The sequence below is a fragment of the Rhizobium atlanticum genome (assembly GCF_030182485.1).
Classification (GTDB): domain Bacteria; phylum Pseudomonadota; class Alphaproteobacteria; order Rhizobiales; family Rhizobiaceae; genus Rhizobium.
On the sequence record NZ_JAQJCJ010000003.1, the window covers coordinates 187,709 to 208,743 of the forward strand.

26 protein-coding genes are annotated in these 21,035 nt (G+C 59.8%); 16 read left to right on the forward strand and 10 right to left on the reverse strand.

All coding sequences use genetic code 11. The features are described 5' to 3' along the window. Nucleotides 1–232: 232 nt before the first annotated feature. The 3 genes from PH551_RS06165 (at nt 233) to PH551_RS06175 (ending at nt 1,178) form a co-directional block, all read left to right on the forward strand. On the forward strand, nt 233–532 hold the full coding sequence (locus tag PH551_RS06165; protein ID WP_285192287.1) for a hypothetical protein: 300 nt from the start codon (nt 233–235) through the stop codon (nt 530–532). Next, nucleotides 525–821 (forward strand): hypothetical protein, encoded by a 297-nt coding sequence (locus PH551_RS06170; protein ID WP_285192288.1) that lies wholly within the window; start codon nt 525–527, stop codon nt 819–821. Before PH551_RS06165 ends, PH551_RS06170 begins: the two co-directional genes overlap by 8 nt. A gap of 117 nt (nt 822–938) precedes the next feature. Next, complete coding sequence (locus PH551_RS06175; protein WP_085782029.1) at nt 939–1,178, forward strand: DUF6894 family protein; 240 nt, start codon at nt 939–941, stop codon at nt 1,176–1,178. Here the strand turns inward: PH551_RS06175 and PH551_RS06180 are convergent. Continuing rightward, complete coding sequence (locus PH551_RS06180) at nt 1,162–1,902, reverse strand: Crp/Fnr family transcriptional regulator (protein WP_285192289.1); 741 nt, start codon at nt 1,900–1,902, stop codon at nt 1,162–1,164. The two genes, PH551_RS06175 and PH551_RS06180, sit on opposite strands and share 17 nt — an antisense overlap. 189 nt (nt 1,903–2,091) lie before the next feature. After that, entirely contained in the window at nt 2,092–3,465 is a 1,374-nt protein-coding gene (locus PH551_RS06185) for a sensor histidine kinase (RefSeq protein WP_183704934.1), read from the reverse strand. A 131-nt stretch (nt 3,466–3,596) separates the two neighbouring features. Between PH551_RS06185 and PH551_RS06190 the strand changes: the two genes are divergently transcribed. Beyond that, nucleotides 3,597–3,794, forward strand: a complete 198-nt coding sequence (locus PH551_RS06190; protein WP_285192290.1) for a cyclic nucleotide-binding domain-containing protein — start codon at nt 3,597–3,599, stop codon at nt 3,792–3,794. A 49-nt stretch (nt 3,795–3,843) separates the two neighbouring features. Here PH551_RS06190 and PH551_RS06195 read toward each other — a convergent pair whose 3' ends face one another. Further along, on the reverse strand, nt 3,844–4,020 hold the full coding sequence (locus PH551_RS06195) for a hypothetical protein (protein WP_285192291.1): 177 nt from the start codon (nt 4,018–4,020) through the stop codon (nt 3,844–3,846). Nucleotides 4,021–4,189: 169 nt separating this feature from the next. Further along, the gene (locus PH551_RS06200; RefSeq protein ID WP_085781352.1) at nt 4,190–4,450 is read right to left on the reverse strand and encodes a hypothetical protein; all 261 of its coding nucleotides are present in this window, start codon (nt 4,448–4,450) and stop codon (nt 4,190–4,192) included. Nucleotides 4,451–4,641: 191 nt separating this feature from the next. On the opposite strand from PH551_RS06200, the gene PH551_RS06205 reads away from it, so the two are divergent. The 5 genes from PH551_RS06205 (at nt 4,642) to PH551_RS06225 (ending at nt 9,689) form a co-directional block, all read left to right on the forward strand. Then, a complete protein-coding gene (locus PH551_RS06205; RefSeq protein WP_285192292.1) occupies nt 4,642–5,400 on the forward strand; it encodes a FadR/GntR family transcriptional regulator in 759 nt (252 codons plus the stop codon). Nucleotides 5,401–5,424: 24 nt separating this feature from the next. Further along, entirely contained in the window at nt 5,425–6,399 is a 975-nt protein-coding gene (locus PH551_RS06210) for a sialic acid TRAP transporter substrate-binding protein SiaP (RefSeq protein WP_285192293.1), read from the forward strand. A 262-nt stretch (nt 6,400–6,661) separates the two neighbouring features. Beyond that, nucleotides 6,662–7,234, forward strand: a complete 573-nt coding sequence (locus PH551_RS06215) for a TRAP transporter small permease (RefSeq protein ID WP_097601694.1) — start codon at nt 6,662–6,664, stop codon at nt 7,232–7,234. 4 nt (nt 7,235–7,238) lie between these two features. Next, complete coding sequence (locus tag PH551_RS06220) at nt 7,239–8,645, forward strand: TRAP transporter large permease (protein WP_285192294.1); 1,407 nt, start codon at nt 7,239–7,241, stop codon at nt 8,643–8,645. 9 nt (nt 8,646–8,654) lie between these two features. Further along, complete coding sequence (locus PH551_RS06225; RefSeq protein WP_285192295.1) at nt 8,655–9,689, forward strand: L-idonate 5-dehydrogenase; 1,035 nt, start codon at nt 8,655–8,657, stop codon at nt 9,687–9,689. 67 nt (nt 9,690–9,756) lie between these two features. Here the strand turns inward: PH551_RS06225 and PH551_RS06230 are convergent, their stop codons facing one another. From PH551_RS06230 to PH551_RS06245, 4 genes are all read right to left on the reverse strand, one after another. Further along, nucleotides 9,757–10,170 carry a curlin gene (locus PH551_RS06230; protein ID WP_285192296.1) on the reverse strand — a complete coding sequence of 138 codons (414 nt, stop codon included), beginning with the start codon at nt 10,168–10,170 and terminating at the stop codon, nt 9,757–9,759. 169 nt (nt 10,171–10,339) lie between these two features. Beyond that, complete coding sequence (gene csgH, locus PH551_RS06235; protein ID WP_285192297.1) at nt 10,340–10,738, reverse strand: curli-like amyloid fiber formation chaperone CsgH; 399 nt, start codon at nt 10,736–10,738, stop codon at nt 10,340–10,342. A gap of 63 nt (nt 10,739–10,801) precedes the next feature. Next, nucleotides 10,802–11,239, reverse strand: a complete 438-nt coding sequence (locus PH551_RS06240; protein ID WP_085782030.1) for a curlin — start codon at nt 11,237–11,239, stop codon at nt 10,802–10,804. 182 nt (nt 11,240–11,421) lie between these two features. Continuing rightward, the gene (locus tag PH551_RS06245; RefSeq protein ID WP_285192298.1) at nt 11,422–12,312 is read right to left on the reverse strand and encodes an alpha/beta fold hydrolase; all 891 of its coding nucleotides are present in this window, start codon (nt 12,310–12,312) and stop codon (nt 11,422–11,424) included. A 296-nt stretch (nt 12,313–12,608) separates the two neighbouring features. Here PH551_RS06245 and PH551_RS06250 point away from each other — a divergent pair, with 296 nt between their 5' ends. Next, entirely contained in the window at nt 12,609–13,013 is a 405-nt protein-coding gene (locus PH551_RS06250) for a hypothetical protein (protein ID WP_085781361.1), read from the forward strand. 395 nt (nt 13,014–13,408) lie between these two features. Here PH551_RS06250 and PH551_RS06255 read toward each other — a convergent pair whose 3' ends face one another. Next, nucleotides 13,409–13,600, reverse strand: a complete 192-nt coding sequence (locus PH551_RS06255) for a hypothetical protein (RefSeq protein ID WP_285192299.1) — start codon at nt 13,598–13,600, stop codon at nt 13,409–13,411. Between the two features lie 353 nt (nt 13,601–13,953). Here PH551_RS06255 and PH551_RS06260 point away from each other — a divergent pair, with 353 nt between their 5' ends. Then, nucleotides 13,954–14,790 (forward strand): alpha/beta fold hydrolase, encoded by an 837-nt coding sequence (locus PH551_RS06260; protein ID WP_483315407.1) that lies wholly within the window; start codon nt 13,954–13,956, stop codon nt 14,788–14,790. A 176-nt stretch (nt 14,791–14,966) separates the two neighbouring features. Next, nucleotides 14,967–15,695, forward strand: a complete 729-nt coding sequence (locus tag PH551_RS06265) for a gamma-glutamylcyclotransferase (protein ID WP_085781363.1) — start codon at nt 14,967–14,969, stop codon at nt 15,693–15,695. Between the two features lie 49 nt (nt 15,696–15,744). On the opposite strand, the gene PH551_RS06270 is transcribed toward PH551_RS06265, so the two are convergent. Then, nucleotides 15,745–16,644, reverse strand: a complete 900-nt coding sequence (locus PH551_RS06270) for a LysR family transcriptional regulator (RefSeq protein WP_085781364.1) — start codon at nt 16,642–16,644, stop codon at nt 15,745–15,747. Between the two features lie 113 nt (nt 16,645–16,757). On the opposite strand from PH551_RS06270, the gene PH551_RS06275 reads away from it, so the two are divergent. The 4 genes from PH551_RS06275 (at nt 16,758) to PH551_RS06290 (ending at nt 21,030) form a co-directional block, all read left to right on the forward strand. Further along, nucleotides 16,758–17,690, forward strand: coding sequence for a VOC family protein (locus PH551_RS06275; protein ID WP_285192301.1), 933 nt, complete (start codon nt 16,758–16,760; stop codon nt 17,688–17,690). A gap of 315 nt (nt 17,691–18,005) precedes the next feature. Beyond that, entirely contained in the window at nt 18,006–18,695 is a 690-nt protein-coding gene (locus PH551_RS06280; protein WP_285192302.1) for a hydrolase, read from the forward strand. A gap of 65 nt (nt 18,696–18,760) precedes the next feature. Then, the gene (locus PH551_RS06285) at nt 18,761–19,048 is read left to right on the forward strand and encodes a XapX domain-containing protein (protein WP_285192303.1); all 288 of its coding nucleotides are present in this window, start codon (nt 18,761–18,763) and stop codon (nt 19,046–19,048) included. Then, nucleotides 19,048–21,030 carry an amidohydrolase gene (locus tag PH551_RS06290; protein ID WP_285192304.1) on the forward strand — a complete coding sequence of 661 codons (1,983 nt, stop codon included), beginning with the start codon at nt 19,048–19,050 and terminating at the stop codon, nt 21,028–21,030. The genes PH551_RS06285 and PH551_RS06290 overlap by 1 nt, the downstream gene beginning before the upstream one ends. Nucleotides 21,031–21,035: the final 5 nt, after the last annotated feature.

A 21,035-nucleotide genomic window follows, 5' to 3' on the forward strand; every position in this document is an offset into this window, starting at 1 on the left:
GTTCAATGGCGGTTTAGAAGCACAGGCGGGTCCGCGCCTGTATCGTGCCTACCATATTCGAGCCTGTCATGCGACGTTCATTTTGCCCTGACCGCCGAACCCTTGCCGGGCCGCCTTGTTCCCCGGCGGTTGGGATCGGGGCGCCGGCCGTGCGATCCGTACGTTTTCGCACCAGCTGTTGAAATCGATGACCCTAAGTTTAGGATCGTCGCATACAAGGGGAGGAACGCGGATGATGCAGCACGCGGGAATCACGAAGCCGCCGTTACAGCCCGACGACGTGGCAATGCTGACCGCGGTCCTTGAAGACTGGTGCCAGGAAAAATCATGCGGGATCGCCAGCCCGGCAGCCGAACATATTGCCAGAGAACTCGTATCCTGGTTCGAATGCGGCATTCGAGACAAGCATAGGCTCGCAGGCCTGATGCGGCATGTGTATCTGGATCCAGAGGACCTGCTCGTCACCCCGGATGCACCGGCCTGCGCACATGTGCGCGAGAATGCCTGGCGGGCGGATGGGCACGATGGTTAGAACCCGGCAAAGTGCTCCTGTCGCGGCGGGGCATTCCGAACTCGGTTTTGTCGATCGGCAGATTGCTCTGCGACAGATCGTTGCCGATCTTAGAAACCTGCGCGATGGAGTGCCGGACAACTTCGGTCGAGCTCCGGCTCTCGATCGTCTGCTTGGCATGATCGACGCTTCGGTCATATCGATTGCCAAAGCGGATGACGAGGAATGGGAGATCATTCTTATGGAGCTCCTCGATCTTCGCGCGACGATGACGCGTCTTGCCACTGGCGGCGCCGAAACGTCCCACTGATTTCGACAGCAGGATTTGAAACGAGGATATTGTCGCCGTTTTAAAGGGCGCCCTGGTTCTTTTCCACGGAACCTTAAGACAGGCTATGGCATTGATTCTGCAACGATGGGGCGGCTGATGCCAAGATTTTATTTTAATGTCGTTTCAGACACCGGCACGGTCGTTGATCCCGATGGTTCGGAACTGGCAACGATCGAAGACGCCAGGCGCGAAGCCGTTCAGGATGCAAGAGCCCTCATGAGTCAGGCAATTCTTTCGGGAAAAGACATTTCAGCGAGAAAGATCTACATCTGCGACGAACAGGGGACCCTGGTTCTGATCGTGCCTTTCGCCGATACGATCAGGAGTGCCGATTAGTGGGGCGCCGGATCGGCAGACCGATCAAACGTTGATATTCGCGCTCCGGAACGCCGTAGCAGCCGGCTGCGATTTCTTCCAGCCGGTCCCTGTCGAGGATCCTGACATTGGCGCGCGTCGACCTGATCGCTCGAAGACCTTCAATGACGTGCAATTCGTTGGTGACGCCTGCGCGGCGCACGCCGAGCATGATGGCCAGCAGGTCATGCGTCAGCGGCAGGTCGCTGCCATTCAGCCGGTCGTGGCACATCAGCAGCCAGCGGGCGAGCCGCTCGTGCATGTTGTAGCGCCCGTTGGCAAGCGCTGACTGGGCCAGCTGAATGTCGCAGCAATGCATGTATTTGAGGAACAGTTCGTTGGCGACCGGAAATTCCGCCAGCACCTGCTTGAAGCTTTTCACTGACACCTGCACGCCGGAGCCGGCGACCTGAACGAAGGTGCGGTTGGGTGTCGTATCCGTTCTCAGCAGGACATGGAGGCCGGACATGCCGTCATGTCCGATGTGGCCGACCTCGACGGCTTCGTCATCGCCATTGGCGGCCACCATTGAGGCAAGACCGCCTTCGATGAAACAGACATACTCGTTCGGCTGATCGGCTTCGACCAGAACATGTCTGGCCGGAAGTTCGATCAGACTGCCATCGCCGGTGAGCTTTTGGAATGCCTCGGCCGGCAGGGCCTTCAACAGCAGATTCCGAATATTGCGTTGGTCCGGTACGTGCATGCGCTTCTCCTGGCGGGAGACAGCCCGTGCTCATACCGACGCCTAATTGGCGGTAATGACAGAGATATGGGTCACGCGCGCAATGATGACCATCTTCAGATAAGTTTTGTACGGTTCTGACAAAAGCCGAGCCATAGAGTCCCAGGCGCACCGCTTCTGGGATAATTTCCTGCCCGACACGGAACGCTCTCAAACCTCCCTCGGCAGCCTGATCACGAACCCCGTGCCGGGCTCCCGGTTTTCGATGTGAAGCTCGGCCCTCAGTTGCTGCACCAACGCACGCACGATCTTCATTCCGAGGCTTTTTCCGCCGTTCTCGCCGGACAGCACTTCCGGCGGCAGTCCTCGTCCGTCGTCGGCGATCTCCAGGCAGATCTCGTCGGCAATGCTCCGGGCGCTGACCGTGACGGCGCCTGCTACCTCGGCATAAGCGTGTTTGAAAGCATTGGTTACCAGTTCGTTGACGAGGAGGGCGATCTGGATCGCACGGTCGGCATCGATCATGCATGGATCGGCGACGACCGACACCGTGTGGCCGGAGGTCGATTGCTGCAGGCGTTGACAAAGGCTGGACAGGAAATCGGCCAGATCCACCGTTTCGATATCAGGCTGGCGCCACAATTGGTCGTGCACCTGGGCGATGGTTCCGACTCGCGCTTCAGCATCCCGAAGCGCCTGTCCGACCTCCTCCTGTTTGGTCGAACGGGCCTGCATGGCGAGCATGGCCGCAACCAGAGCCAGGCTGTTCTTGACGCGATGGCTCATCTCCCGCAGCATGATCTGCTGATGCTCGTCGGCGAAATGCCGCTCGGTATCGTCCCGGAGCACTTTGAGAAAACCGGCGCGCTGGGCGCGCAGCGGCATGGTCAAGCCGCTGCCCCAGAATGTCGAGCCGTCCTTACGCAAGTGAAACCGCTCGTTCTCGGCGCGGCCGCGCTCGGCCGCCGCCTCCATCTCGCGCTCCAGCGCGCCCTCTTCGCGGTCCTCGGGAACGAACAGGATGCGGGCGTCGCGACCGAGGATCTCGCTCTCCTCGTAGCCGAAGATGCGGCACGCGCCGGTGTTCCAGCTGATGATCCGCCCATCGCGGCCGAAGGCGAAGATCGCATAGTCGATCGCGCTTTTGAGAATAAGCTGGAGGCGCTCTTCGCTGGCGCGCCGAGCTTCGTCCTCATGCAGCATCTGCGTTCGGTCGCGGACGATTTTCAGAAGGCCATAGGTCTCGCCGGCATCGTTGCGAAGCGGCATCATCAGTCCCGAAGCCCAGAACGAACTGCCGTCCTTTCTCACATGCCAGCGATTGTCGTCGGCGCGGCCGGTGGTCAAGGCAAGCCTGATCTCCTTAAGCATGGCCCCGGCAAGCTGATCTTCGAACGTAAAGATCACGGCACCGCTCTGTCCGATGATTTCGGATCCCGAATAGCCGAAGATTTTTTCGGCACCGGCGCTCCACGTCATGACAGTGCCATTGCGATCCATTGCAAAAATTGCATAATCCCGGGCGCTCTCAACGATGTGCCGATAGATTTCAGTCTCGTTGCTCGGGAGAGGATATTGATCCATGCCAGCGCGCGCCCCGCTATTGCCGTCGACTACATTAGCACTTGCTACAGGAAATTTCTCTGGCGCGTGCGGTTGCGTACAAAACCCTCCACGAAGTCGTCTGCGGATCATGAGAGATAAGCCTCAGCGCCTTGAAATCGGCCATTCCGGGATTCATAATTTTGCGTGGGGCTGAGCGCATCTGTGGTGCGCTCGTGCATTTGGGCATGCCGGTCAGCCATTATTATTTACTGGAAACCGGCATTGCTTCCATGGTGGCGACGAGCCCCGAGGGCAGGAAGGCCGACATCGGCGTGCTCGGCAGGAACGGGATGTCGCCGCCGCCATGACGGTGGACGCGGAGCAGTTTTCATTCGACGTCATGATGCAAGTTGGCGGTCACGGGCGCCGTGTGGAAGCCGGCGCCCTGGCATGCTTCCTCGCCGACCGGCCACCGTCCGCCAGCTGCTTTTGCGTTTTCTCCATAGTTTTTTCGCGCAGGTCGCCAACACCGCGCTGTCCAACGCCGTTCACAAGATCGACGTTCGTCTGGCGAGATGGCTTCTGCTGTGCCATGACCGCCTCCACCCGCGGCTTGGTAATCATTCGCAACCGCGCATCCCTCGAAGCCTTCGCTGCAGACGCCTACGAGGTCCCTGGCATACAGGACGCAGCTGGCCCGGCCCGGCTGAGGCGCTGAGGCGCTGAGGCACGTCTCGCACCGGAACCGACGATCTCTCAAGCGTCACTTTCCCGGCAGATCCTTTTCGGTCGTCGCAGCCGCCGGAAGGCGGTTCTGCGACCCCTCCCTATCGGACGCGCGCAAAGGAGCTGTGGGCGCCTTCTGGACATAGATGCCGAGTCCGAGCGCGCCAATGGCGACCACAAAAGCGCCGGCGATGGCGGCGACCGATCGTCGCCCATCCTGCTTGATCATTCCGAAAGCAAGAGCAATTCCGAGAAAGGCCGCCCCTCCCGATACTGCAAAAAGCCAGAGATAATTCATCATCATGCTCCCAATGTCGGTCCCCGAACCCGTGACGGGGGTGAAGGTTCCCACGGTCGTTGACGCGGGAACGATGCCAGCTGGAATTTCATGTGGCACATTGACGCACAACTCCCACGATGCTACCACTCAAATTGGTCAGGCCAGTTGACCAGCTGCGCGCTTGAGGAGAAGCCGCCGGGGAGGCCAGAATGTTTCTGCCAGTTGAATCGCGCCGCCTCTACAGGCAGGTAGCAGATCAAATTCGTTCGATGATTGCCGGTGGCGAGCTTGTCGTCGGTCAGAAGCTCCCGGCCGAGCGCGATCTCGCGGAGCAACTGTCGGTCTCACGCCCGACCGTGCGCGAAGCCCTGATTGTCCTGGAGGTCGAGGGCCTCGTCAACATCCGCATGGGCTCAGGCATCTATGTGGTGCGCCGGCAGGGCGTCAGCACGGCGACAAGCGAAAGCGAGCCGGTGGAGGGACCTTTCGAATTGCTGCAGGCGCGCGCCATCATCGAATGCGCCATAGCCGAAGAAGCGGCAACCCGGGCCAGGCCTGAAGACATTGCCGTGCTTGACGAGGCGCTGATGCGCATGAGCGGCGGCGTCAACGATGCGGCGACGGTGCTCGCCGCCGACCGCGCCTTTCACACCGGCATTGCCGCCATTGTCGGCAATTCGACGTTGACCCGCGTGACGGGCGAGATGTTCGACATGCGCATGACTCCCTATTTCGCCAAGCTCGCCAGCCATTTCGAGGGGCCGACGACATGGCGCAGCGCCGTCGATGAGCACCGGGCCATCCGCGATGCAATCGCCGCCGGCGATGCCGCCGGCGCGAAGGCTGCAATGCGCAGCCATCTCACCCTATCGCAGAAGAGATTTTCCGAGAGCTTCGGGGAGGAGTTCTCGGGAGAGGAGGAGCGCGGCCGCGACAAGGCGCCCGCGAAAGGAACCACCAAGACTTAAACCCGAGCACGGGAGGAGAGCGCAATGAAGATGAGACTGGCAACGATACTGTGCACCGCAGCCGCGATCATGGCGACGACGGCGGTTGCGCATGCCCAGACCGTACTGAAATGGGCACATGTCTATGAAACCTCGGAGCCCTTCCACACTGATTCCGTCTGGGCCGCGGAAGAGATCGCCAAGCGTACCGACGGGCGCTACAAGATCGAGGTCTATCCGGCTTCGCAGCTCGGCAAGGAAGCCGACATCAACCAGGGGCTCAAGCTCGGTACGGTCGACATCATCATTTCTGGATCGAGCTTTGCCGCACGCGACTACAAGCCGATCGGCGTCACCTACTTCCCCTATATCTTCCGCAACCCCGATCATCTGATCGCCTATACCAAGAGCGACGTCTTCAAGCGTCTTGCCAAGGGTTATGAGGACAAGACCGGCAACCATATCGCCGCCGTCAGCTATTACGGCACGCGCCACACCACCTCCAATAAACCGATTGCCAAATGCGCCGACATGCAGGGTCTGAAGATCCGCGTGCCCGACGTTCCGGCCTATCTCGCCATGCCGCGAGCATGCGGCGCCAACACCACGCCGATTGCCTTTGCCGAGGTCTATCTCGCTCTGCAGAACGGGACGGTCGAGGCGCAGGAAAACCCGCTGACGACGATCGAGGCGAAGAAGTTCTACGAGGTCCAGAAAAACATCATCCTCACCGGCCATATCGTCGATCACCTGAACACCGTGATCTCGAAGCAGCTGTGGGCGAAGCTCTCCGACGAGGACAAGAAGATATTCGGTGAAGTGATGCAGCAGGCAGCCGAGCGCACGAGCAAGACGATCGCCGGCAAGGAAAACAGCCTGGTTGCGACCTTCAAGGAGAAGGGGCTCAACGTCGCCGAGGTCGACAAGAGCGATTTCGAGAAGAATGTGATGGAAAAGGTGAAGTTCGAAGACTTCAGCTACGAGAAGGCCGATTGGGAAGCGATCCGGGCGATTCAGTAGGAGCCTGAGAGCGCGGCCAGCCCCTCATCCGGCTGCCGCCACCTTCTCCCCGCGCGCGGGGAGAAGGGACAAGCCGCACCCTTCCGCTTCCCCCTTACACCTCGCAGGGCAAGTCCCCTCTCCCCGCCGGCGGGGAGAGGGTTAGGGTGAGGGGCAGCCTTCGGCACGAACAAGGGCAGCAGCGGCACAAGGCTTGCCAACAATATGAAGGTCGCGCCGCCACACGCCGCGCCCATCTTCTCCAACCGCAACAAGGCCGATCATGTCGCAAGAAATTCATACGCCAATCACGGCCGAGGAAATCGGCCACGAATTCGAAGGGCACGCGCCGACCGCACATGTCGCAGACTATGCTGTCGAGGACTGGATCACGTTGATCGTCTTCTGGCTGATGGCGGGCTGCGTCTTCCTGCAGTTCTTCACGCGTTATGTGCTGAATGACAGCTATGCCTGGACCGAGGAAATCGCCATCAACTGCCTGATCGGCGTCGTCTTTCTCGGCGCGGTCATGTGCGTGCGCACCTCGCGGCATATTCAGGTGGATGTGTTCTATCACTATATGCCGGCAGGGCTGGCGCGCGTGCTCGCAACCTTCGTCGATATCGTCCGCATCGGTTTCTTCGCCTATGGCTGCTATTTGATGTGGCGTTACGTCGACATCGTCGCCGACGAGCAGATGGTCACCATCGACCTGCCGCGCAACATCGTCTTTTACTCCGTTCTCGTCGCCTTCGTGCTGATGCTGATCCGTGCGGTCATCGTCTTCATAGCCAATCTGCGCCGTGGCTACTCCGTCCTGGAGCGCCCGGAAGAATTTCAATCCGTCGAAGGATGACCCGATGCTGCTGCTTCTTGGCTCGTTTCTGCTGCTGATGCTGGTCGGCGTGCCCGTCGCCATCTCGATGGCCGTCGCCTCCGTGCTTTACATCGTCCTTTACGGCGTGGCGCCAGACATCATCGTCGCCCAGCGCATGATCGCCGGCGTCGAGAGTTTTCCGCTGCTCGCCGTGCCCTTCTTCATCCTGGCCGGCAATCTGATGAATTCCGCCGGCGTTACCGGCCGTATCTATTCCTTCGCGGTCGCTCTCGTCGGCTGGATGAAGGGCGGGCTGGCGCAAGTCAACATCATCGGCTCCGTCATCTTCTCCGGCATGTCCGGCACCGCGCTTGCCGATGCGGCCGGCATCGGCACGATCGAAATCAAGGCGATGAAGGACCATGGCTATCCCGTCGAGGCCGCTGTCGGTGTCACGGCGGCCTCGGCGACACTCGGGCCGATCTTCCCACCGTCGCTGCCCTTCGTCATCTACGGCATGATGGCGAACGTCTCGATCGGCGCCCTCTTCATGGCCGGCATCCTGCCCGGCGTCGTCATGACGCTGCTGATGATGATCACGGTCGCCGCCTTCGCCTACCGCAAGCGCTGGGGTTCGGACGCGCCGTTCGATGTGCGCCAGCTCGTGTCGGCCGGCATGGAAATCATGGTGGTGCTGATGGTGCCTGTGGCGATCTATCTGATGATGCGCGCCGGTCTCTCGATGAATGCCGCGGCGGGTATAGCCCTTCTCGTGCTCCTGGCGCTCGACTGGTATTTCGGCTTCTCCGCCGTCATGGCGCTGATGACGCCGGTCATCCTGATCGGCGGCATGACGATGGGCTGGTTCACGCCGACGGAAGCCGCCGTCGCCGCCGTACTCTGGTCGCTGTTTCTCGGCCTCGTGCGCTACCGCACGATGACACTCTCGACGCTTGCCAAGGCAAGTTTCGATACAATCGAGACGACGGCGTCGGTGCTCTTCATCGTCACGGCGGCTTCGGTCTTTGCGTGGCTCTTGACGGTCAGCCAGGCCGCGCAGCTGCTTTCCGATGCGATCCTGTCGATCACCGACAATAAATGGGTTTTCCTGATCCTGGTGAACCTGCTGATGCTGTTCGTCGGCTGCTTCCTCGATACGATCGCCGCAATCACCATCCTCGTTCCGATCCTTCTGCCGATTGTCGCGAAGTTCGGCATCGATCCCGTTCAGTTCGGCCTGATCATGACGCTGAACCTGATGATCGGCTTGCTTCACCCGCCGCTCGGCATGGTGTTGTTCGTGCTGTCGCGCGTCGCGAAGCTTTCGGTCGAACGCACGACGATGGCGATCGTGCCCTGGCTGGTGCCGCTGTTCGTGGCGCTGATCCTGATCACCTTCATTCCCGCGGTATCCCTCTGGCTGCCGCAGCAGCTCGGACTGTTGAGATAGGAGAATAGGATGCAGACGCGTCTGGCGCGGCTTTACCAGAAGGGCGATCTCAGGGTCGAAATGGACAGGGTTCCAGCTCCCGGTCCAGGCGAGGTGCTTCTCAAGATGGCGGCCGCTGGCATCTGCGGCTCCGACCTGCATTATTATCAGGACGGCGGCTTCGGGCCGGTCAGGGTGCGCGAGCCGATCATCCCCGGCCACGAGGCCTCGGGGAGGGTGAACCAAGCGGGCGAGGGGGTCGATCTCAAAGCCGGCACACTGGTCGCAGTCAATCCAAGCCAGCCTTGCGGCCATTGCGAATACTGCGTGACGGGGCTGCCGATCCATTGCCTCGATATGCGCTTCATGGGCAGCGCGATGCGCCTGCCGCATGAGCAGGGCATGTTCCGGGAGTGGCTGGTGGTGCCGGCCCGGCAATGTTTCGAAATGGGAGCCGAGACGACGGCCGAGGAAGCGGCCTGCACCGAGCCGCTTGCCGTCTGCCTGCATGCCGCAACGCGCGCCGGCGAGATATCAGGCAAACGCGCCCTCGTCACCGGCGCCGGCCCGATCGGCTGTCTGATGGTTGCCGCCGCGCGGCATCACGGTGCGGCCGAGATCGTCGTGACCGATCTCGCCGATGCGGCGCTGGAGCGGGCGAAAGCGATGGGCGCCAATCGCACGATCAATGTTTCCGGGGATGCGGCAGCGTTTGGCAAATTCGAGGCGGGCAAGGGCTATTTCGATCTCGTCTTCGAATGCTCGGCCGCCGCACCCGCGATCCGAAGCGCAATCGCCGCCATCCGCCCGCGCGGCACCCTCGTGCAGGTCGGCGTCACGGGCGAGATCCCGGTCCCGCTCAACGCCATTGTCAGCAAGGAGCTGCATATCCACGGCACGCAGAGGTTCCACGAGGAATTCGCCACAGCCGCGAGGCTGATCGCAAGCCGCAAGATCGATGTCCGGCCGATCATCAGCCACAGTCTACCCTTGGAAGAAGCCGCCGCCGCCTTCACCCTTGCCGGCGACCGTACGGCCGCCTGTAAGGTACAGCTTACGTTTTAGCGGCTTAAAACTCGCCGTAGAGATTCCGTATAGGCGCTGGCTGGTCGCGCCCGGCCTGTGAACCGCCTTACCAGCCATAGCTGAAGGTAGCGCCACTGCCGTTATCCCCATCTTGCACCACGTCGGTTTCAGTATTTCGTCCATACTGGAAAATGCCATAGGCATTGTTGTTGCCGTTCTGCCGCAACGTCGCGGAATGACCATTGCCCCTTTGCCTGACAAAGCCGAGGTTGCCGCGGCCAGCCTGAGCGATACCAGCCGCGTTACCCCGACCCAGCTGCCTGATGTCAGCGTCTTTCAAACCGCGATACAGCGAATAGACGCGCAACCCGGTTGAAAAAAGTCCGGCATCCCGCGCATTGTCCGGCGCGAGGTTGAATGAGATCCGGCCCCCGGCATAGGCTGGCGCAGACAAGGCTACTTGGCCGAGGCTCCCGGCAAGAAGGGTGACGGCAAGGATCTTAAACAGGTTGCGGGTCATTCTGATCTCCATTTGCGGCTGCCTCAGCCGATGATCAACTTTCACATCTTGCAGCTGAACCCAGTCGGAATTGCCCGTTCAGTTGTCGTTCAGTCGCTTCGGCCCGGTAGAAGCAAAAGGACGCCGTAAACGGCGCCCTTCTAGGAAAACTGGAGAATGTGGCGGCCGATTAGTTGCCGCCGATCTGCTTCACGCAGCTGAAACTCTCATCCCCGACGACGACGTCCAGCGTGGCTTTGTATTTGGCTCCTTTCGAGTCGAGCGAGACCGAACCAAGGATTGCCGCATGTCCCTCGACTGCATCAAAATCGCCACTCTGGTTGATCGTGGAGCTTCCGCCGTCTCCCACTTTTTCGACATGGAAGGTGTAAGTCCCGCCGACATGCTTGTCGGCGTGGACGAGCGCGTCCAGTCTCACCATACCTGCCCCCGGGGTTGCTTTGATTTCGCAAAGCTGCACCCGGTCAGATTGGTTGGCTTTCGTCATGGCGGAAACCGCGCCGACGGGAAGCAGGACCAGCGCGAGAATCGTCATCATGCGGTGCGGATGTTTGATGCTATTTGGCATGGTCGTTTCCTCTGATGGTCTGCTGTTGCGATCTTGACCTCTTTTACATCATCGTGCAGGCGCCTAAGGGCAGGCCTGGACGAAGGCCGCGACATTGCCGTTGCCGCCCTGGCTGACATTCGCGCTGCAGCCATGGCCGACCTGGACGCCGGCCGCGATGTTGCCATTACCGTCCTGGGTAAGAATGGTCGTGTGGCTGGAGCCGAATTGGCCAATGCCCGCTACGTTGCGGTTGCCGCGCTGATAGGTGGCGCCATAGTTGTCATTGCCTTCCTGACCAACAGCTGAAAGATTATGTCGCCCATATTGACGGCCGAGAATCCGGTTGTAGCCACCGTTCTGATAGGTTCTGATCCGGTTTCCGTATCCTTCCTGTGCCCCACCGGCAGAGTTCGACCAGCCATATTGTTCGATACGAACATCATTGGCCATGGCGGGGGCTGCGGCGGCAATGCCGACGAGAGCGACGAGTGCGGTTGCAATGATAGACGTGCGGATCATGAATATGTCTCCTCAGGCGGATAAGACCGCGGTTGAACGTCTTTCTTCTAGACGCTCTCTTCGGAACGGAAGCTGAAGACACCATTCAGTCGGGGTTCATTCGCGGAGATCAGCGCCCCTCCGCGGCCAAATCACCCTATTCTGCCTACTCGAGAGTTCAGGCGAGGGATAGGTGGGCCCGCTCACGCGACAACAGCCAAATTCCGCTCAGACGATTGCTGTGCTTGCTCCCTCGCAAGGTCGCTCAGCATCTGTCGGGCTACGGCTGGCACAACATGATGTGGAAGGTGGCCGACGCCCTCGATCACCCTGATCGTCGGCCTCGGATGCTTCTGCCGAAGGCCATCGATATGCCAGGCGGGCTGAACTATGCGATCCTCCGAACCGAACAGGACGTGTAATGGAAGATTGCCGGGCAGCTTCGGCTGAAGTTCCATGTCTTTGTTGAAGGCTCGCAGCTCGTTAGCCATTGTTTCAATTGCGCCCGGATTAACCATATGAGCGGCGGGCAATATCGACAGCTGGGGAGGCAAAGGGTTTGGAAAGGACGACGATCGCAGACCACGCTCAAGAAAAAACGCTGCCCATCGGCTGATTACGTGCTGGCGGATCAAGGATCCCACCACCGGGGCGACGGATGCCCGGAGGATGGGCAGCGGTTTCGGTGGGACGGGCCTGCAGCACGGCGAAATCAGAAGCAATCCGTTCACCAGCTCCGGCCGGCGCGCGGCCAAATGAAGTGCCGGCGCGCTGCCGATGGAGTGGGCTACAATCGAGACGCAATGCAGGTCCATTGCATCGATCAGGCGCTCAAGCCAAAAGGATTGGCCTATCGGTCCTCGTTCAGCGAGAGGAAGAGGGCTGCTGAAACCGTAGCCCGGGCGATCCGGGGCTACCATTCGGAACGGGCTCTGAGCAAACGGAAGCAGAACCTCTTCAGCTAGGCTCCCACAGCCATGGAGGACAACGATCGGCCTGGCGTTCAAGTCGCCGCTCTCCAGAACATGCACCTGGTGCTTGTCGATCTGGTGAACCGTTTCGATCCGGGGGCGAAATACCTGCTGCTTCAACATGATCCAACAAACGCCCGCGGTTGGTTCTCGGTTCCGCGACACTTGTGGCTTAGTTCGACCAACCTGTTCTAGGCGGAGCGTGCCTGCGGCAAGCCGTTGTAACAAGTTCCCACTGACACTGCCATCAGGGTTAACCTGCTCGCCCCCGCAATGTTGTTCTAGTGTCGCCTGGCTTCCCGGCAATATTTCCATTCTGATATCGATGACAGGGCTGGCGCTCCAAAGATCCTCTGATGCGCTCTTTCTCAGAAACTTGAAAACGTGCTAAGTTTCGTCGGCTACAGAGGGGAAAACCAATGCCACGCATCGCAAATCTTTACTTCAAGACCGCCATCATTTTTCTCATCGCCGGTATCTCGGTCGGCCTTCACATGTCGATTTCAGGTAACCACGCACCGACGGGGGCCCATGCCCACGCCAATCTGCTCGGCTGGGTCACCATGGCGCTCTTCGGCGTTTACCACGCGCTCAATCCACACAAGGCCGAGAAGCGCCTGGCGATGATCCAGTACGTCGTCTATACCTTCGGTGTCGCGGTGCTGATCCCGTCCCTCTATCTGCTGCTTTCCGGAAACATGGCAATGGAACCGATTGTCGCCATTTCCTCGCTCATCGCCTTCGCCGGCGTGCTGATGTTCGCCGTCATCATCTTTTCGGGCAGCGAGGCTTCGAGTCGGGCCGGCGTCTCCCGGGCGAGCTGATCCAATCGGGAAAGAGCGACGATCTCGGTTGCCAAGTTGCATGTTCGAATTTTCTTAATGCATCTCCTGCTTTTGCACTGAGAATTATCGGGAGTTTTGGGCTTGGCTTGGCAACCGTTGATCGACACTGTCAAATGCGAATCGCGCTAGGTTGCGAAGGCTTGGATTGAGCCGATCGCTGTCACATCGGCTCCGCGCGGGCGGAGATCTCCTAGAATGCACTGAGGCCCGTTCAGCAATCCGATCACCAGGACATGAACGCGTTCGTGCCTGCCGGCAGAATGCGATCCGTTCGATCGGAAGTGAGCACAGCTCGTTCGGATCGATAAACTCGGTTGGCGAAGCGATGCCCTTGGCGGTGAATTCCTCGGAAGCCTGGCTGTCTCAGTGCTTTTTCAAACCTTGTAAAGCTCATCGAAGTAGGCGCAGATCGGCCCGATGCGGCGGTGCAGATCAAGAAGATAGGTTATTGCAGCGGCGTCGACAGGGTCATGAATTTCTGCATGGCCTGAAATGGCGCTGTCGGCGGCGAGCGTCTTCACGTCCTCGCCAATCAGCCCCGGCGACGCTTTTGGCACCGGGCTCATCTTGCCGTCCGCCGCCTGCTTCAGGAAAAACAGATGGCCTCAAGACGAGAGCACGTCAGGCCCGGGCCAGACTCCCCATTATTTCACGCGACGCAATAAACTCGCAATTATTCCCGCAATTGTGGATGTGAGGATATGACGGCAATATTACCCCTGTCAGACGAACACAAGTTAGCTGAAGTTTTCAATAACGAAATCGCAGGACGAAGATGACCCAACCTCGCCATTCCATAACCCGCCGAGACGCGCTGTTGTCAATAGGCGCCGCTGCAGCAGCCATGGCAATTTCACCCTCTCTCAGTTTCGCAGCCAATGCGGCTCCCATCATCAACCCAATCGAAGGATCCAAGAACATGCCATATGTAACCACCAGAGACGGCGTCGAAGTCTTCTACAAGGATTGGGGCTCTAAGGATGCCCAGCCGATCATGTTCCACCATGGATGGCCGCTGTCGTCCGACGACTGGGATGCGCAGATGCTGTTTTTCCTGTCGAAAGGTTTTCGCGTCGTCGCCCATGACCGGCGTGGCCATGGCCGATCCGCCCAGGTGGCCGACGGTCACGATATGGACCATTACGCAGCCGATGCCTTTGCCGTCGTCGAGGCGCTCGACCTGAAGAATGTCGTCCATATTGGTCATTCCACCGGTGGCGGCGAGGTCGCCCGTTATGTGGCCAAGCACGGCGAACCTGCCGGCCGCGTCGCCAAGGCGGTTCTCGTTTCGGCCGTGCCGCCGCTCATGCTCAAGACAGAGGCCAATCCCGAAGGCCTGCCGATGGAAGTGTTCGACGGTTTCCGCTCGGCACTTGCCGCCAACCGCGCGCAGTTCTTTCGCGACGTTCCGACCGGGCCGTTCTACGGCTTCAACCGCGAAGGCGCCAAGGTGCAGGAAGGCGTGATCCAGAACTGGTGGCGTCAGGGCATGATGGGCGGCGCCAAGGCCCATTACGATGGCATCAGGGCCTTCTCCGAAACCGACCAGACGGAGGACCTGAAGGCAATCACCGTTCCGACGCTCGTCTTGCATGGGGAAGACGACCAAATCGTTCCGATTGCGGACTCGGCGCTGAAGTCGATGAAGCTTCTGAAGAAAGGTTCGCTGAAGACCTACCCGGGGTTTTCGCATGGCATGCTGACCGTGAATGCCGACGTGCTGAACGCCGACCTGCTGGCCTTCGTCCAGGCCTGATCGGTCTTGGCGACGGGGGCGGCCTCCCACGCACCCGTCGCCTCACAAAGATCCACAGGCGCTCGGCGCGCTACCCTCTTCGATAGAAACAGTCACCGTTAAATGATCAGGCGACCCCCAAGAACTGCCGGATGCGATGGTCCTTCGGCGTTTATCTCGTTGAAATAATTGCCGCCATGCGAAAAACAACCACCGCCAAGACACCGGTACCTGTTGCCATGCAACTGACCCCGGACCTCGTAGCCAAAACCTTCAAGCCGGTCGAGGACGAGGGCCCAGAGCCTAACTGGACTCCAATCTCGGGTCAGCGACTCGATGAACTCGTCAGCAGAGTAGAGCGGGAGGCTGGTGACGAGGAGATATGGGTGTTCGCTTATGGGTCTTTGATGTGGAACCCGGGCTTCGAAGTAGCGACAAGTGAAGAAGCCATTGCGTACGGGTGGCATCGTGCGTTCTCGTTGAGGATAGAACGGCTAAGGGCTACCTCCGATGCGCCGGGTCTGATGCTGGCGCTTCGGCCGGGAGGGAGTTGCTCTGGCCTCGTGCTGAAGCTCCCCTGCGCCACGAAAAGGCAGGATCTGCGTACGCTTCTGGCGCGCGAAATCCGATATGCCGAGGTGTGCGACATGGTGCGATGGGTTTCGGTCGAGACACCGACGGGTAGACGCCGCGCACTCACATTTTGGGCGAGCACGAAGCGATCACGGCTCACGGAGAAGATACCGCTCGACGACGCCGCAGTGTTGATCGCTCAGGCATGCGGACCGGCGGGATCCTGCGCGGAATACCTGCATCGGACGGTCTTGGATCTGGCGGACCGGAACATCTTCGATCGAAACCTGTGGCAGCTACAGAAAATCGTCGCCGCAAGACTAAGGGCGCTTTCACAGGACGGCTCGATCTGAGGAAGGTGTAAGTCTCCTGAGGATCCGTGATGATGCGCGGCGGTGTACGTCAATCCAGCATGACCATCTGCGCCGCGACTTGCTCTTCGAAGAATTTCGAGAATGAAGCGATGCGTGGTGGAAGGGCCTGGTACGGCGGGTAAAACAGCGTCAGCCACAGGTCAGGCGGCGCCCATCCCTTGAAGACGTGGACGAGACGACCGCTCCTGATGTGATCGGCGATGTTGAATCCTGGGAGGAGTGCGACACCTGCACCGTCGGCGGCCATGTCCGCCAGTACCTCGCCACTGTTGGCACTGAAGGCCCGACCTGCCGAGATCGTGATGCTTGAGCCACCGTCGGACAATAGCCAGTTCTCGCGCCGGCTTTCGCCACTATAGGCGAGGCAGTCGTCTGGCTTTAGTTCGTTGGGATGTTGCATATCGGCGAAACGGCTCCCCGGGGCCGCGACCAGGATGCGCGGCACTACCCTGATTTTTCTCCAGATCGTGTACTTGTCCGAAGGCTGTGATGAGATACGGATCGCCAGATCGTAATCGTCATCGACGATATTCACCAAACCGTCGGACAAGGAAATCTCAAAGCTCATCTTCGGATAGCGTTCCTTGAAACCTGACAGGATCGGCGGCAGCACGGTCTTGCCGAACCATGTCGGCGCGCTGATCCGCAGCCGCCCTTCGTCAGCCTTGTGTGCATTCATAACTTCGCGGCGCGCTTCTTCCAGCGTCTTCACCGCTGGCTGGATCTGGGCGGCGAAGATTGCGCCGTCAGTCGTCAGGGAGACTTGCCTTGTCGTGCGCACGAAAAGCTGCACGCCAAGTTCCGCCTCGAGTGCTGCGATCGCGCGTGTGACGGCTGCCGGCGTCATGTCCAACTCGCGGGCGACCTGGGCGAAATTTCGTTTTTCGGCAGCGAGCAGAAAGGTTCGGAGAGCTTTGTAGTCGTTCATCTCATTGTTTCATAAACTGCAATTCAATCGAGAGGAATATTGCAATACCGGATGGCGATCAACGGGCTTAGTTTTGAGATCAACAATTTCAACGCCCACTGAAAGGCATCGGCATGATCAAGGACATTAAGGGACTGCACCATGTCACTTCAATGGCATCGGATGCGCGGCAGAACAACCGCTTCTTCACCAACACTCTCGGTCTGCGCCGCGTGAAGCAGACGGTCAACTTCGATGACCCCAGCGTCTATCACCTCTACTACGGTGACGAGACAGGGTCGGCCGGGACAGTGATGACCTATTTTCCATTCCCGAACATGATGCTCGGCCGTCCCGGCGTCGGCGAAGTGGGCGAAACACAGTTCTCCGTGCCGAAGGGCTCGCTGAAATTCTGGTTGGATCGCTTCATCGCTCAAGGTGTGGACGGGTTGGAATCTGACACCGTCTTCGGTGCCAACCGACTTCGCTTCATGGGGCCGGACGGCGACGACCTTGCGCTGATCGAGTCCTCCGGTGACACGCGGGCGCCGTGGGTTGCAGATGGAATCCCCGACGATGCGGCCATTCGCGGTTTCGCTGGCGCTCGTTTCAGCCTTCATGACACCGCTGCAACCGAAGAGCTGCTCGGCTTCATGGGCTACCAGCGCGCTGACAAAGAGGGCGACGTGACCCGATTCATTATCCCCGACGGCAATGGGGCGGACACGATCGATCTGGCAGCGTTGCCGAAGACGCCTTCTGCGCGCCAAGGCGCAGGTTCGGTGCACCACATCGCGTTCGCCGTCGAAAACCGCGAGAAGCAGCTCGAAGTGCGCAAAGCTCTCATGGATACAGGCTATCAGGTGACGCCCGTCATCGACCGCGACTATTTCTGGGCGATCTACTTCCGCACGCCGGGCGGGATACTGTTCGAGGTCGCGACGAGCGAGCCCGGCTTCAACCGGGACGAGGATACGGCGCATCTTGGGGAGGCTCTCAAGCTCCCAAGCCGATACGAGAACTACCGCACCGAGATTCAGGCCAACCTCGTGCCATTGGCGGCGTGAGCAGCAATCTCCCGTCAAAGCCACGATAAGAGCGCCGCGTCCGAAAGGGCCGCGGCGCTTTCCATTTCGGCCGCGCTTGCGGTCTAACGATTGTTGCAGATACCGCAATTCAATGGAAAGTCTTATTGCAATTCCTTGGGCATCAGCCGTGCGATAAGTTTGTTTTCAGCAGCCAAGACAACGAGTGAGCGGCTCCGAGACGGGTCCAGGAACTTCAAGGTTCGCCGAACGAGGTCGCACCCGCGTCCGATCAATTGCTGCTGCCCATTTATAACTCCGCAACAGGCGGTCCAAACAACCGAAGAGGAAGTGACCATGTCCAAGCTCGAAGTCCTGACCCCCGCAAACAGCCAGCTCATGTTTATTGACCAGCAGCCGCAGATGGCATTCGGGGTCCAATCGATCGATCGTCAGACGCTGAAGAACAATGTCGTCGGCCTCGCCAAGGCCGCCAAGATCTTCAACATCCCGACCACGATCACGACAGTCGAGACGCAATCCTTCTCGGGTAACACGTATCCGGAACTCCTCGCCGTGTTCCCCGAGAACGATATCCTTGAGCGCACCTCGATGAACTCGTGGGACGACCAGAACGTTCGTGACGCTCTGGCGAAGAACGCCGCCAACGGCCGCAAGAAGATCGTCGTCTCCGGTCTGTGGACCGAGGTCTGCAACACGACGTTCGCGCTCTCGGCTCTCCATGATGTCCCGGAATACGAGATCTACATGGTCGCGGATGCTTCCGGCGGCACGTCCGCGGACGCACACAAATACGCGATGGATCGCATGGTGCAGGCAGGCGTGATTCCGGTCACCTGGCAGCAGGTCCTGCTCGAGTGGCAGCGCGACTGGGCCCGCAAGGAGACCTACGATGCGGTCACAGCCCTCGTAAAGGAGCATTCGGGCGCGTACGGAATGGGCATCGACTACGCCTACACAATGGTTCACGGCGCAGAAGAACGCGTCAAGCACGGCAAGCGCATCGGTCCAAATCCCGCAAAGTAACAGTCTGATCAGACCGCTCCGATCACCCCATCGGAGCGGTCCTTTGCTTAATTGGAGAACATCTCATGAAAATCTATTTAATGTCGCTTGGCGCTGGCCTGCTCGTCGGGACCGTCTACAGCCTTCTCAACGTCCGATCACCAGCACCGCCTGTCATTGCCCTGGTCGGCCTTCTCGGGATCCTTGTCGGCGAACAAATTATTCCGTTCGCGAAGACGCTTTGGAGAAACGAGCCGGCGGCGATCTCATGGATTGATCAGATCAAGCCGCACATCTTCGGTCACCTGCCGAAGGGCGGCGACCGCATCAACATTGCTCATAAGGCAAAGGCGACTGTAGAGGAGCGGGGCTGATGACCACGCGTCGATCCTTTCTCGGAGGTGCATCGAGTTTGGCCTTCTCGAACCTCTTCTCACCAGCGAAAGCTGCCGATCCCAGACAGACCAGAGTAGATACCATGCATCCCGACCTGATCCTCCACAATGGCCGCGTGACCACCCTTGACCGGTCCAATCCGAATGCGACGGCAATCGCCATTAAGGATGGGCTGTTCCTCGAAGTCGGATCCGATAGTGAGATCATGGCGCGCGCTGGTTCCAGCACTAAGATCATCGACCTCAAGGGCAAGCGCGTTCTCCCCGGCCTTATCGACAACCATACCCATGTCGTTCGCGGTGGCCTGAACTACAACATGGAACTACGCTGGGACGGCGTGCGCTCGCTCGCCGATGCGATGGACATGCTGAAGCGCCAGGTGGCGATCACGCCCGCGCCGCAGTGGGTTCGCGTCGTCGGCGGGTTCACCGAACATCAGTTCGCCGAAAAGCGGCTGCCCACTCTCGACGAGATCAACGCTGTCGCGCCTGACACACCCGTGTTCCTTCTGCACCTCTATGATCGTGCGCTGCTCAACGGTGCGGCTCTTCGCGCTGTCGGCTACAGCCGTGACACCCCGAACCCGTCCGGAGGCGAGATCACCCGCGATGCCAACGGCAATCCGACCGGTATGCTGCTGGCCAAGCCGAATGCAGGCATTCTCTATTCGACGCTTGCCAAGGGGCCCAAGCTTCCGTTGGACTATCAGGTCAACTCTACCCGCCACTTCATGCGCGAGTTGAACCGACTGGGCGTGACAGGCGTGATCGACGCGGGTGGTGGTTTCCAGAACTATCCTGACGACTATGAGGTCATCCAGAAGCTGTCCGACGAGAACCAGATGACGGTTCGGCTGGCCTACAACCTTTTCACGCAGAAGCCGAAGCAGGAGAAGGAAGACTTCCTAAACTGGACGTCCTCGGTCAAATACAAGCAGGGCAACGATTACTTCCGCCACAACGGCGCCGGCGAAATGCTGGTGTTCTCCGCCGCCGACTTCGAGGACTTCCGGCAGCCGCGCCCGGAAATGGCGCCGGAAATGGAGGGCGAGCTGGAAGAGGTCGTGCGGGTTCTGGCCGAAAACCGCTGGCCGTGGCGTCTGCACGCCACATATGACGAGACGATCTCCCGTGCCCTTGACGTGTTCGAGAAGGTCGACAAAGACATTCCGCTCGAGGGACTAAACTGGTTCTTCGACCATGCCGAAACCATCTCGGATCGCTCGATCGACCGTATCGCCGCGCTCGGCGGTGGTATCGCCACACAACATCGTATGGCATATCAGGGCGAATACTTCGTTGAGCGCTATGGGCACGGCGTGGCGGAAGCGACCCCGCCGATCAGGAAGATGCTCGACAAGGGCGTCAACGTCTCGGCCGGCACCGATGCCACCCGCGTCGCCTCCTATAATCCGTGGGTCTCGCTGTCGTGGATGGTGACTGGCAAGACGCTCGGCGGCATGCAGCTCTATCCGCGGGCCAATTGCCTCGACCGCGAGACGGCGCTCAGGATGTGGACCGAAAAGGTCACATGGTTCTCCAACGAGGAAGGCAAGAAGGGCCGCATCGAGAAAGGGCAGTTCGCCGATCTCGTGGTGCCGGACAAGGACTTCTTCTCCTGCGCCGAAGACGAGATCTCCTTCATCGTCTCGGAGTTGACCATGGTCGGCGGCAAGATCGTCTACGGCGCGGGTGACTTCAAGACGCTTGACGAGAACGACATTCCGCCCGCGATGCCCGACTGGTCGCCTGTCCGCAAGTTCGGCGGATACGCGGCCTGGGGTGAACCGGAAGGCGCGGGCGCTCGTTCGCTGCGCCGCACCGCTATCTCTACATGCGGATGCGCCAACGATTGCAGCGTTCACGGCCACGACCATGGCGGAGCCTGGACATCCAAGCTCCCGATAGCCGACCTCAAGGGCTTCTTCGGCGCTCTCGGCTGCTCCTGCTGGGCAGTCTGACGAAC

Bases quoted from the DNA above. Each gene is read 5' to 3' on its own strand.
- PH551_RS06165 (WP_285192287.1), top strand. From the start codon at position 233: ATGATGCAGCACGCGGGAATCACGAAGCCGCCGTTACAGCCCGACGAC.
- PH551_RS06170 (WP_285192288.1), top strand. From the start codon at position 525: ATGGTTAGAACCCGGCAAAGTGCTCCTGTCGCGGCGGGGCATTCCGAA.
- PH551_RS06175 (WP_085782029.1), top strand. From the start codon at position 939: ATGCCAAGATTTTATTTTAATGTCGTTTCAGACACCGGCACGGTCGTT.
- PH551_RS06180 (WP_285192289.1), bottom strand. From the start codon at position 1,902: ATGCACGTACCGGACCAACGCAATATTCGGAATCTGCTGTTGAAGGCC.
- PH551_RS06185 (WP_183704934.1), bottom strand. From the start codon at position 3,465: ATGGATCAATATCCTCTCCCGAGCAACGAGACTGAAATCTATCGGCAC.
- PH551_RS06195 (WP_285192291.1), bottom strand. From the start codon at position 4,020: ATGGCACAGCAGAAGCCATCTCGCCAGACGAACGTCGATCTTGTGAAC.
- PH551_RS06200 (WP_085781352.1), bottom strand. From the start codon at position 4,450: ATGAATTATCTCTGGCTTTTTGCAGTATCGGGAGGGGCGGCCTTTCTC.
- PH551_RS06205 (WP_285192292.1), top strand. From the start codon at position 4,642: ATGTTTCTGCCAGTTGAATCGCGCCGCCTCTACAGGCAGGTAGCAGAT.
- PH551_RS06210 (WP_285192293.1), top strand. From the start codon at position 5,425: ATGAAGATGAGACTGGCAACGATACTGTGCACCGCAGCCGCGATCATG.
- PH551_RS06215 (WP_097601694.1), top strand. From the start codon at position 6,662: ATGTCGCAAGAAATTCATACGCCAATCACGGCCGAGGAAATCGGCCAC.
- PH551_RS06220 (WP_285192294.1), top strand. From the start codon at position 7,239: ATGCTGCTGCTTCTTGGCTCGTTTCTGCTGCTGATGCTGGTCGGCGTG.
- PH551_RS06225 (WP_285192295.1), top strand. From the start codon at position 8,655: ATGCAGACGCGTCTGGCGCGGCTTTACCAGAAGGGCGATCTCAGGGTC.
- PH551_RS06230 (WP_285192296.1), bottom strand. From the start codon at position 10,170: ATGACCCGCAACCTGTTTAAGATCCTTGCCGTCACCCTTCTTGCCGGG.
- csgH (WP_285192297.1), bottom strand. From the start codon at position 10,738: ATGCCAAATAGCATCAAACATCCGCACCGCATGATGACGATTCTCGCG.
- PH551_RS06240 (WP_085782030.1), bottom strand. From the start codon at position 11,239: ATGATCCGCACGTCTATCATTGCAACCGCACTCGTCGCTCTCGTCGGC.
- PH551_RS06245 (WP_285192298.1), bottom strand. From the start codon at position 12,312: ATGTTGAAGCAGCAGGTATTTCGCCCCCGGATCGAAACGGTTCACCAG.
- PH551_RS06250 (WP_085781361.1), top strand. From the start codon at position 12,609: ATGCCACGCATCGCAAATCTTTACTTCAAGACCGCCATCATTTTTCTC.
- PH551_RS06255 (WP_285192299.1), bottom strand. From the start codon at position 13,600: ATGAGCCCGGTGCCAAAAGCGTCGCCGGGGCTGATTGGCGAGGACGTG.
- PH551_RS06260 (WP_483315407.1), top strand. From the start codon at position 13,954: ATGCCATATGTAACCACCAGAGACGGCGTCGAAGTCTTCTACAAGGAT.
- PH551_RS06265 (WP_085781363.1), top strand. From the start codon at position 14,967: ATGCGAAAAACAACCACCGCCAAGACACCGGTACCTGTTGCCATGCAA.
- PH551_RS06270 (WP_085781364.1), bottom strand. From the start codon at position 16,644: ATGAACGACTACAAAGCTCTCCGAACCTTTCTGCTCGCTGCCGAAAAA.
- PH551_RS06275 (WP_285192301.1), top strand. From the start codon at position 16,758: ATGATCAAGGACATTAAGGGACTGCACCATGTCACTTCAATGGCATCG.
- PH551_RS06280 (WP_285192302.1), top strand. From the start codon at position 18,006: ATGTCCAAGCTCGAAGTCCTGACCCCCGCAAACAGCCAGCTCATGTTT.
- PH551_RS06285 (WP_285192303.1), top strand. From the start codon at position 18,761: ATGAAAATCTATTTAATGTCGCTTGGCGCTGGCCTGCTCGTCGGGACC.
- PH551_RS06290 (WP_285192304.1), top strand. From the start codon at position 19,048: ATGACCACGCGTCGATCCTTTCTCGGAGGTGCATCGAGTTTGGCCTTC.